Raw genomic sequence first — 8,622 nt, forward strand, 5'->3', positions numbered from 1 at the left:
GGCCCACCGCACTCGACAACCTCGTACTCCTCTGCGGCACCCACCACCGCCTGATCCACAACTCCGACTGGGCCGTCACCATCATCAACGGCCTGCCCGAGTTCACCCCACCCGCATATTTGGACCCGCACCGAAAACCCATCCCCGCAACACCACGACACTCGGCGGCCTGAACACGCCACCGAGTCAACTCTTGCGCCACGCGGCCAGGTGGAGTCTCCGCCTCCGGAGACAGCGCGCGCCGTGGTCATGTTCGAGGTAGCCGAAGCTCGGCGCATCCTCGTCGGGCAGGGTGCGTCTCAATCGCCTGCCGCCGTGGTGGACCAGACATGACCGCGCCATGCCTCGGCTGCCTCGGCGCGGTTTACCCACATGGCGACGGCGGTCGATCCGGCGGCAGGTAGCGTTGCCGAGCGTGACCGTTGAGCTGGACCTCACCGCTGACCCCATCGACCTGACCGCCGCCCTCGTCGACATCCCCAGTGTGTCCGCCGACGAGACCGGCATCGCCGATGCCGTGGAGCGCGCGCTGCGCACCCAGGCCCCACATCTCGAAGTCGTCCGGCTGGGCAACAACGTGCTGGCACGCACCACCCTGGGCAGGCGACCGCGGGTGGTCTTCGCAGGTCACCTCGACACGGTCCCGGTCAATGCGAACATGCCGTCGCGGCGGGTCGGTGGCGTCCTCCATGGACTCGGCACGGTCGACATGAAGGGCGGCGACGCGGTCATGCTGCACCTGGCCGCGACCGTCACCGAACCCACGCACGACCTGACGTTCCTGTTCTACGAGTGCGAGGAGATCGATGCCGCCCGCAACGGCCTCGGCCGCGTCGAGCGGGAACTGCCCGAGTGGATGGCGGGCGACCTCGCGATCGTGTGCGAGCCGTCCAACGCGATCGTCGAGGCGGGCTGCCAGGGCACCATGCGCATCGAAATCCGGACGACCGGCACCCGCGCGCACACCGCTCGCGCGTGGATGGGCGTCAACGCCGTCCATGCCCTGGGCGCCGCGCTCGACGTCCTGGCCGGTTATGAGACCAGGACCGTCGACATCGACGGCTGCACCTACCGCGAAGGCCTGCAGGCGGTGCACATCAGCGGCGGCGTCTCCGGCAACGTCGTCCCCGACGCGGCGCTGCTCCGGATCAACTTCCGCTTCGCCCCCGACCGCACGCTCGCCCAGGCCGAGGCCCACCTGCGTGATGTGTTCGCCGGTTTCGAGCTCGAAGTCGTCGACAGCGCCCCGGGCGCCCTGCCCGGCCTGAGCGCGCCCGCGGCCCGCGACCTGCTGGCCGCCGCGGGCGGCGACCCGGTGGGCAAGCTTGGCTGGACGGACGTCGCCCGCTTCGCCGCGTTGGGCATCCCCGCGGTGAACTTCGGCCCCGGCGACCCGCTGTTGGCCCACACCCAGCACGAGAACGTCCCGGTAGAGCACATCACCCGCTGCGCTGACGTCCTACGCAAGCTCGTCACCGGCTAGCGCTGATCCGGGTCCCGTTGACGAGCGTCAGCGCGCCCGCGCAGAGCAACGTGACCCAGGCGGCGGCCGACCAGGCCGACTCCTTGCCGGGCAGCGACGCGTTGCACCAGATCATGGCCGGTACCAGCAGCACCCCGGCCGCGAGCTGAACCCACCGCGCGACCTTCCCCGGTGCCGCCATCGCCATCGTCAGCGACCCGACCGCGACCACGGCCAGCACGGCCACGACGGCGAACGCGGGCCAGCCGAGTAGCCCCCACAGACCCCACAGCGAGTACGCGGTGACGTCGGTCTTCGTCTCCAGGACGAACCACGTCGAGGCGGTCAGCGCGAACAGGGCGCCCGCCAGCGCGGCGACCGACACACAGCGGCCTATGTCGGCGCGGTCCCGTTTGGCGTTCTCCTCGAGTTCCTCCACACGAGACCGCAGCGACTTGAGCAGGTTGTCGACGTTGCCGGTGTCCGTCACTGGCGTCCTCCTTCGGGTGACCGCGAACCACCCTAGACTCGGTGACGTGACTCTTGACGCACATCAGATCCCCGCCGACGACGAGCACCCGAGGGAGCGACAGCGCGGGCCGGTCACGCTGCGCCGCGGGCAGAGCGACGAGGCGACCACCACCGACCAGCGGCTGCTCGACTCGCGCGGTCCCAGCGCGTGGGTCCACACCGACCCGTGGCGGGTGCTGCGCATCCAGGCGGAGTTCGTTGAAGGCTTCGGGGCGCTGGCCGAGGTGCCGCGCGCGGTCACCGTGTTCGGCTCGGCCCGCACCCAGCGTGACCACCCCGAGTACAAGCTGGGCCGCGACATCGGCTCGGCGCTCGCGGCCGCGGGCTTCGCCGCGATCACCGGTGGCGGTCCCGGCACGATGGAGGCGGTCAACCGCGGCTGTTCGGAGGCTGGTGGCCAGTCGATCGGCCTGGGGATCGAGCTGCCGTTCGAGCAGGGTCTCAACCCGTGGGTCGACCTCGGTGTCAACTTCCGCTACTTCTTCGCCCGCAAGACGATGTTCATCAAGTACTCGCAGGCCTTCATCTGCCTGCCCGGCGGCTTCGGCACCCTCGACGAGCTGTTCGAGGCGCTGACCCTGGTGCAGACCAAGAAGGTCACCAAGTTCCCGGTCGTCCTCTTCGGCACCGAGTACTGGGGCGGGCTCTACGACTGGCTGCACGACTCGGTCATGAAGCACGGCAAGATCGGCGAGAAGGACCTCGCCCTGCTGCATGTCACCGACGATATCGATGACGCCATCCGTGTGGTCGAAGAGGCGTACCAGGCGTGGAGTGACGCGCATTGAGCCCGTCATTGAACCTCTGTGTCTACTGTGGATCGCACGATTCCGTCCCGCGCGGCTACCTCGACCTCGCTGACGAGGTGGGCGCCGGTATCGCCGCACGCGGCTGGAACCTCGTGTGGGGTGGTTCGTCGGCGGCGATGATGGGCGCGGTGGCCCGCTCGGCCCGCCGCGGCGGCGCCCGCACCCTCGGCGTGATCCCGAGCGGCCTGGTCGCCCTCGAGCGAGCCGATCCGGAGGCCGACGAACTGGTCGTCGTCGACACTATGCGCGAGCGCAAGGCCGTCATGGACGACCGCTCCGACGCCTTCCTCGCCCTGCCCGGCGGACTCGGCACGTGTGAGGAGCTGTTCGAGGTCTGGACCTCACGCTACCTGGGCATGCACACCAAGCCGGTGGTCCTGCTCGACCCCGACGACCACTACGAGGGCCTGATCAAGTGGGCTCGCGAGCTGCAGTCGCGCGGGTTCGCCTCTCAGGTCGCGCTCGACGCGCTCATGGTGGTGCGAACCGCTGAGGAAGCCCTGGACGCCTGCGCGGCCTGACCTACGCGGCGTTGGGGCGCTTGTGGTACGAGTCGACGTACTCCTGGCCCGACAGCTCCATGATCGCGTACATGATCTCGTCGGTCACCGCGCGGCGGATGGGCAGGGAGTTGCCGAGGCCGTCGTAGCGGCTGAAGTTCAGGGGTGTGCCGAAGCGCACGGTGATGCGGTGCGGGCGGGGGAGCTTCTTGCCCTTCGGCTGCACCTTGTCGGTGCCGATCAGCGCCACCGGGACCACCACCGCGTTGTGCTCCAGGGCGAGTTGGGCGACGCCGGTGCGGCCGCGGTGCAGCCTGCCGTCGAGCGAGCGGGTGCCCTCGGGGTGGATGGCGAAGGCGCCGCCCGCGTCGAGGATCGCGCCCGCGTCGTCGAGGGAGGCCAGCGCCGCGCGGCTGTTGTCCCGCTGGACCGGGACCGCGCCCAAGGCCCGGAAAAGGGTCCCGACCAGGCGGCCCTTGATGGACTTGCCCTCGAAGTACTCGGCCTTGGCCAGGAACGCGACCTTGCGACGGACCATCATCGGCACCACGAAGCTGTCGATGACGGCGAGGTGGTTGATGGCGAGGATGACCGGCCCCGCGGCGGGCACGCGGTCCGCTCCCTCCACCACCGGCCGTAGGAACAACCGGGCGAGGAAGGAAAGCACGACACGCAGCGCGCGGTAGAACACGAGGGGGCCTCCTTGGTCGGTCTCTACTGTAACCACGCCGACGCCCGTCCACCCGCGGTCCATGGCACGATCGGTAGCCGTGAATCAGCTCCGATTCGGCACGCGCGCGGTCCCCCAGGACCGGGCGCTGGTGATGGCGATCGTCAACCGCACCAGAGACTCCTTCTACGACCAGGGCGCGACATTCGACGCCGAGCGGGCGCTGGCCGCGGTCGACCAGGCGGTGGCCGAGGGGGCCGACATCGTCGACATCGGGGGCGTCCGCGCCGGGTCCCACGGGGAACCGGTCGACGCGGCCGAGGAAGCCCGCCGGGTTGTGCCGTTCGTCACGGCCGTCCGCGAGCGCCACCCGGACCTGGTCATCAGCGTCGACACCTGGCGCCACGAGATCGGCCGCGCGGTCTGCGAGGCGGGCGCCGACCTCATCAACGACACGTGGGCGGGCGCCGACCCGCTGCTCGCGGAGGTCGCCGCCGAGTTCGGCGTCGGCATCGTCTGCTCCCACACCGGCGGCGCCCAGCCGCGCACCGACCCACACAGGGTCCGCTACACCGATGTCGTCGCCGAGGTCGTCGCCGAACTCGTCGAGCGGGCCGAGCGAATGGTCACACTCGGCGTCCCCCGTGAAGGGATCCTCATCGACCCGACGCACGACTTCGGTAAGAACACCTGGCACGGCCTTGAGCTGCTGCGCAGGCTCGACGAGCTGGTCGCCACGGGGTGGCCCGTGCTGATGGCCCTGTCGAACAAGGACTTCATCGGCGAGACTCTCGGTGTTGGCCTGCGTGAGCGGGTCGATGGCACACTCGCCGCGACGGCCGTGTCCGCGTGGACGGGCGCACGGGTCTTCCGCGCGCACGAGGTGCGGCAGACAAGGCAGGTGGTGGACATGGTGGCGAGCATCGCCGGGACAAGACCGCCCACGCGCGCGGTTCGGGCACTCGCGTGAGCGGGATGCTGGACCACACCTGGCAGAGTCCGGAGTGGACGATCTCGCAGCTGGTGTGCGCCAAGGGAACCCGCACGGTCAGCGTGGTGCTCCCGGCCCTGGACGAGGAGGGCACGGTCGGCCAGGTCGTCGAGTCCGTCCGGCCGCTGCTGGGCACCCTCGTCGACGAACTGGTGGTGCTCGACTCCGGCTCCGCCGACCACACCGCGGCCGTCGCCACCGCCGCGGGAGCCCGAGTGGTCCACCGCGGCGACGTCCTCCCGGACCTCGAGCCATGGCCCGGCAAGGGCGAAGTCCTGTGGCGGTCATTGGCCGCCACCACCGGTGACCTGCTGGTCTTCCTCGACACCGACCTCGTCGAGCCCGACCCGGCGTTCGTCCCGTCCCTGCTCGGCCCCCTGCTGACGGCGTCCGGCGTCCACCTGGTCAAGGGCTTCTACCGCCGCCCCCTGCGCATGGAGAGCGAAGAGGCAGGCACCGGCGGCGGCCGAGTCACCGAACTCCTGGCCCGCCCCGTCCTCTCCGCCCTACGCCCCGAACTGTCCGGGGTGATCCAGCCCCTCGGCGGCGAGTACGCGGCGACCCGGGAATTCCTGCAGTCGGTCCCGTTCGCGGCCGGGTACGGGGTGGAGATCGGACTGCTGCTCGACGCCCACTCGCGGTACGGGTTGGAGGGGTTGGCGCAGGTCAATCTGGGTGTTCGCAAACACCGCAACCGGTCGCTGCTGCAACTCGGCGTGATGTCCCGACAGATCTTGGGCACGGCTTTGAGCCGGTGCGGGATCGAGGCCGGGTCGGGTGAGTTGACCCAGTTCGTGCAGGTGGGCGGGGAGTGGCTGCCGGACACGATCGACGTGCTGGTGGCCGACCGACCACCGATGGCCGAGGTCATGGTCGGCCGCTGAACACGGGAGAGATCCAAGCCACCAGCGCGTCCTTCGACGGCTCGCGGTGGCTCTGGAACCGCAACTGCCTGCGGGCCGGCAGTTGGATATCGACATTGATGTGATGCTCGCGGACGACCCTCTGGACTACGTCGCTCCCGACATCGTGGTCTACGACGTGGATGTTCCGCTCTCGACCCGGCCGGTTCCGGGCGAGAAAATTCTGCTCGTGGTCGAGATCGTGTCCAAGGGATCTCGCAGGGAAGATCGTGGGTCCAAGCCACTGGCCTACGCCGAGGCGGGCGTCGAGCACTACTGGCGGGTGGAGGGCTTGGCGAACGGGCTGCCGACGCTGACCGTCCACACGACCCAGGCGAAGTCGATCAAGCCTGCTGCCAGTCGACGCTCGGCGGAGGAGTGTCGCTGTCGGTGAGGAACTCGTTCAACGCCGCCGTGAAGGTTTCCAATGGGATTCCCGCACCCTGTGGGAAGCCGACTTCGGACTCGATCACCGCAGGCGAATCGGGGTCGCCATGGCTGTAGGCGAAGGCCGCCGCGCCCGCCACGGCGACCTTGATCTCCACGTGGGTGGCGGGACGTTGGGCCGCGCGGTCGCGCGCGGGCAAGGTCTGGGCGAACTCCTTCGCGGCTTCGTAATGGTTGTCAGTTGGCCCGCTGACCAAGCGGGTGGACCAGCCATCAGACTGAACCCACTCACCGTGGGCCTGCGACCCGTCCGGGCGCTGACCGACACGTCGTCTGGCAACGTCGACCATTGCCGTACCTGGCGGTGGGGAATTCGCCGAAGGCGTCGAGTCGGGCGAGAACCCGATCTCTCCGCGGTAGCGATGGAGCAGTCGGTCGACGAGATCGAGCGCGGTCACCACCCGCGTCGAGGCGACCGAAGCATCGCCTGCCGTCTCGCTCAGACGGCTCGCCTCAGAATCCTGTGTTCCCGCCGAAGCTGCCGCCCATCCACTTCGCGCCTCTGCCAGATCACGTTCCCTTTCTGGTGGAGAGGTCGGGAGGCTGATCACCTTCGACGCATCACCTGGTTGTCCGATGAGACAGCACCCGAAGGCACTCGGCGCAGGTTCTGTTGCCCACCGGGACGCGGGGGAAGTCTTCTCGAGTGAGGACGAGGTCGGCGCCGCATACGCAGTGGATCTCATCACTGGGGCACAAGCGGTAGCGGTTGTCCCGGATCACGACGGCGTGCATGGTGCTCCCGCACTGCTGCCACTCCCATTCGGACCGCCGCACAAGGTCACCTCCACACCGACTGGACCACTCCACTAAACGATCAATGCGACGAAGTCGCCAGAGCGGATGGTGGGCGGACCAGAGGCGTCGACAAGGCGCCCGTCGCGCCTCTGACGTGCCGCGATCCCCTGCCGCTACCGTGGGTTGTTCTTGGATGGGGGTGACGTCGGTGGTCGTTCGGCGGACTCGGCTGACCGCTCGGCGGGAGGCGTTGGGCTTGACCCAGGAAGCTCTCGCGGAGCGTCTCGGGGTGGAGTTGTCCACGGTCGGGCGGTGGGAGCGGGGCGCGCAACTCCCACAACCGCCGATGCGGTTGAAACTGGCCGCCGCGCTCAGTGTTTCGATCGACGAACTCGCCGGACTACTCGGCGCGGGCAGGACTCCGCCCCGGACGATGTTCGCGGCGATCAGCTGAACTGGATCCGGACAAGGCAGGCGCCGGGAGTTCGGGGCCGTGAGCTCAGTGAGTTGGCTGCTTGGCTCTACCCGCCCGACCAGCGTGCTCCAGGCGGACACGTGCTGGCAGGGCCAGACTGGCTCCTCGACCGCCCGGTGGAACTGGACTCGGTGCGCCTGGTCTTCGTCGACGAGGCTCCGCCCCTCCCACGGCAGACGCCGATGGACCACGTTCTGCCGTTGGCCGCCCAAGGCAAGCGGTACTCGAGCTACGCCCGAGCCGTCCGGGATTTGGTCCGGCCCCGCTTGTTGGAAAACCGCCTGAGCTATCGCCTGACGGACGTTTCGCGCGGGGAGCACCTCGCCCTGACGTTCGGCACGACCACGTTCTTCGAGGTCTTCGACGTGAAACAGTCCGTGGCGCACGAGTTCAAGGCCGCTTGGCTGGCCTCCGGCCGGTCCATTCCCTCGTGGGACGCCTTGCCGCTGCGTTCGCGGATCGGCGATCCTTTCGATCCCATGCGGCTGGTCCTGTCGCCTGGCATCAACACCTTGACCATCCGCAAGGACCTGCGCGGTGATCACAGGTTCGTGCTGCACGAGCGGGACGGTGACAAGGTCGCCGACGGTGGCGGGCTCTGCCATGTGATGCCCGCGGGTGAGTTCCAGCCGTCGTCGGTCTCGCCTCTGGATCTTCGTAACGACTTCTCGTTGTGGCGCAACATCATGCGCGAGTACTCGGAGGAGTTCCTCGGCGACCCGGAGCACGATGGTGGCGGCAGCGGGCCCATCGACTACGCCACCGAGGAACCTTTCCGCTCGTTCGAGCAGGCCCGGGCCCGCGGCAGCTTCCGGTTGTGGCACTACGGCTTGGTCATGGAACCGCTCGAACTCGGCGCGGCGCAGCTGACCGTGGCCGTGATCGATGGCGACGTGTTCGACAGCCTTTTCGCGAAGCTCGTGGAGACCAACGACGAAGGCCACATCGTGGGCGCGGGCGGGCGACGGGACATCCCCTTCACCGCCGGCGCCATCGACCGGCTTGAACCACGCCTGTCCGCCGGCGCGTTGACGCTGCTCAGACTGGCCTGGAGGGATCGCGGTCATCTGCTCTGACGTCGGTCGACCGGCCCGTGC

Annotated in this window: 10 protein-coding genes and 1 pseudogene; 8 read left to right on the top strand and 3 right to left on the bottom strand. The window is 69.0% G+C overall.

Annotated elements, in window-relative coordinates:
- Window positions 1-415: 415 nt before the first annotated feature.
- A complete protein-coding gene (gene dapE, locus ACRDSQ_RS30785) occupies window positions 416-1,483 on the top strand; it encodes a succinyl-diaminopimelate desuccinylase (protein ID WP_431425960.1) in 1,068 nt (355 codons plus the stop codon).
- Here the strand turns inward: dapE and ACRDSQ_RS30790 are convergent.
- Complete coding sequence (locus ACRDSQ_RS30790) at window positions 1,473-1,952, bottom strand: hypothetical protein (RefSeq protein WP_431425962.1); 480 nt, start codon at window positions 1,950-1,952, stop codon at window positions 1,473-1,475. The genes dapE and ACRDSQ_RS30790 overlap by 11 nt on opposite strands.
- A 46-nt stretch (window positions 1,953-1,998) precedes the next feature.
- On the opposite strand from ACRDSQ_RS30790, the gene ACRDSQ_RS30795 reads away from it, so the two are divergent.
- Both ACRDSQ_RS30795 and ACRDSQ_RS30800 read left to right on the top strand, forming a co-directional pair.
- Window positions 1,999-2,781 carry a TIGR00730 family Rossman fold protein gene (locus ACRDSQ_RS30795; protein ID WP_431425963.1) on the top strand — a complete coding sequence of 261 codons (783 nt, stop codon included), beginning with the start codon at window positions 1,999-2,001 and terminating at the stop codon, window positions 2,779-2,781.
- Complete coding sequence (locus ACRDSQ_RS30800; protein ID WP_431425964.1) at window positions 2,778-3,323, top strand: TIGR00730 family Rossman fold protein; 546 nt, start codon at window positions 2,778-2,780, stop codon at window positions 3,321-3,323. The genes ACRDSQ_RS30795 and ACRDSQ_RS30800 overlap by 4 nt, the downstream gene beginning before the upstream one ends.
- Window position 3,324: 1 nt before the next feature.
- Here the strand turns inward: ACRDSQ_RS30800 and ACRDSQ_RS30805 are convergent, their stop codons facing one another.
- Window positions 3,325-3,993 carry a lysophospholipid acyltransferase family protein gene (locus ACRDSQ_RS30805; protein ID WP_431425966.1) on the bottom strand — a complete coding sequence of 223 codons (669 nt, stop codon included), beginning with the start codon at window positions 3,991-3,993 and terminating at the stop codon, window positions 3,325-3,327.
- 79 nt (window positions 3,994-4,072) lie between these two features.
- Here ACRDSQ_RS30805 and folP point away from each other — a divergent pair, with 79 nt between their 5' ends.
- The 3 genes and pseudogenes from folP to ACRDSQ_RS30820 all read left to right on the top strand — a co-directional run.
- Entirely contained in the window at window positions 4,073-4,942 is an 870-nt protein-coding gene (gene folP, locus ACRDSQ_RS30810) for a dihydropteroate synthase (RefSeq protein WP_431425968.1), read from the top strand.
- Between the two features lie 5 nt (window positions 4,943-4,947).
- On the top strand, window positions 4,948-5,847 hold the full coding sequence (locus tag ACRDSQ_RS30815; protein WP_431425974.1) for a glucosyl-3-phosphoglycerate synthase: 900 nt from the start codon (window positions 4,948-4,950) through the stop codon (window positions 5,845-5,847).
- 22 nt (window positions 5,848-5,869) lie between these two features.
- Window positions 5,870-6,259: pseudogene (locus tag ACRDSQ_RS30820) on the top strand (Uma2 family endonuclease); the annotation flags it as partial.
- On the opposite strand, the gene ACRDSQ_RS30825 reads toward ACRDSQ_RS30820, so the two are convergent.
- Window positions 6,210-6,863 carry an Imm1 family immunity protein gene (locus ACRDSQ_RS30825; protein WP_431425970.1) on the bottom strand — a complete coding sequence of 218 codons (654 nt, stop codon included), beginning with the start codon at window positions 6,861-6,863 and terminating at the stop codon, window positions 6,210-6,212. The pseudogene ACRDSQ_RS30820 and the gene ACRDSQ_RS30825 overlap by 50 nt on opposite strands.
- A gap of 443 nt (window positions 6,864-7,306) precedes the next feature.
- Between ACRDSQ_RS30825 and ACRDSQ_RS30830 the strand changes: the two genes are divergently transcribed.
- The gene (locus ACRDSQ_RS30830; protein WP_431425971.1) at window positions 7,307-7,504 is read left to right on the top strand and encodes a helix-turn-helix transcriptional regulator; all 198 of its coding nucleotides are present in this window, start codon (window positions 7,307-7,309) and stop codon (window positions 7,502-7,504) included.
- 101 nt (window positions 7,505-7,605) lie between these two features.
- A complete protein-coding gene (locus ACRDSQ_RS30835) occupies window positions 7,606-8,601 on the top strand; it encodes a helix-turn-helix transcriptional regulator (protein WP_431425972.1) in 996 nt (331 codons plus the stop codon).
- Window positions 8,602-8,622: the final 21 nt, after the last annotated feature.

The sequence above is a fragment of the Actinokineospora sp. genome, assembly GCF_050699995.1.
In the GTDB taxonomy this organism is placed as follows: Bacteria; Actinomycetota; Actinomycetes; order Mycobacteriales; family Pseudonocardiaceae; genus Actinokineospora.